This is a genomic window from Micropruina sp., from assembly GCF_027492755.1.
Classification (GTDB): Bacteria; Actinomycetota; Actinomycetes; order Propionibacteriales; family Propionibacteriaceae; genus Micropruina.
In genome coordinates this window covers 1-1353 of record NZ_JAPUED010000171.1, presented here as the reverse complement: position 1 = coordinate 1353, position 1353 = coordinate 1, and the positions used below count along the sequence as shown (strand labels likewise).

General features: G+C 69.8%; 1 protein-coding gene. It reads right to left on the bottom strand.

What is annotated here, in order from left to right; all coding sequences use genetic code 11:
- Nucleotides 1-124: 124 nt before the first annotated feature.
- The coding region (locus Q0066_RS11805) for an ABC transporter ATP-binding protein (protein WP_298133120.1) at nt 125-1353 on the bottom strand (1229 nt) is incomplete at its 5' end.

The window sequence follows — 1353 nt, the reverse complement described above, 5'->3', positions numbered from 1 at the left end:
ACATGACCGAGATCCCGGGTCGGAGCCCGGGATGACAGCGACCGTTGGTTGAGCTTGTCGAAACCAGGTCTCGACAAGCTCGACCAACGGCGACGAGCGATCTGCTTGGCCGGCGGGGTCGGCCTCAGCTCACCGCATGCTCATCCAGCTGCCGCACTTCCGGCGCCTGGTCGGCGAACTGGGTGCGGTACAGCTCGGCGTAGATACCGCCGGCGGCGAGCAGCTCAAGATGCGTGCCCTGTTCGACGATCCGCCCGCCGTCGACGACCAGGATGCGGTCGGCACCGCGCACGGTGGAGAGCCGGTGGGCGATCACGATCGAGGTACGGTCGCGCAGCGCGGCGTCCAGAGCGTGCTGGACGGCCACCTCGCTCTCGCTGTCCAGGTGGGCCGTCGCCTCGTCCAGCACGAGCAGGCCAGGCCCCTTCAGCAACAGCCGGGCCAGTGCGAACCGCTGCTTCTCGCCGCCGGAGAGGCGATGTCCACGGTCGCCCACCACCGTGTCGAGTCCCTCCGGCAGCGAATCGACCAGCCGCCACACCTGGGCGGCTCGCAGCACCGCCTCGAGTTCGGCGTCGGTGGCGTCCGGCTTGGCGTACAGCAGGTTCGCGCGGATGGTGTCGTGGAACAGGTGCGCCTCCTGGGTGACGACCCCCACCCGGTCGTGCAGTGAGGTCAGGGTCGCATCGCGCAGGTCGACGCCGTTGATCCGGATCGCGCCGCCGGTCGGGTCGTACAGCCGCGCCACCAGCGAGGTGATCGTCGTCTTGCCGGCACCGCTGGGGCCCACCAGCGCCACCATCGCGCCGGGTTCGACGGTGAACGAGATGTCGTGCAGCACATCGCCACCGCCTCGGCGGTCACCGGTCGCGGCACCCTCGAGCGAGGCCAGCGAGATCTCATCGGCGGACGGGTAGCGGAAGCTCACCGCGTCGACCTCGACCCGCACCGGCCCGGACGGCACCGGAACGGCGTCCGGGCGTTCGGAGACCAGCGGCTTCAGGTCGAGCACCTCGAAGACCCGCTCGAACGACACCAACGCGGTCATCACATCGACCCGGACGTTGGACAGGGCGGTGAGCGGTGCGTACAGCCGGGCCAGCAGTGCGGCCAGGGCGAGCAGAGTGCCCACGGTCAGCGCCCCATTGACGGCCATCACACCACCCACGCCATAGACCATCGCCGTCGCCAGGGACGCCACCAGGGCGAGCGCCACGAAGAACACCGACCGGTTCACGGCCAGGCTGATCCCGGTGTCACGGACGCCGGCAGCATGCCCGGCGTACTCACGGTCCTCACGCCGGGGATCGCCGAACAGCTTCACCAGCAGCGCGCCGGCCACATTGAACCGTT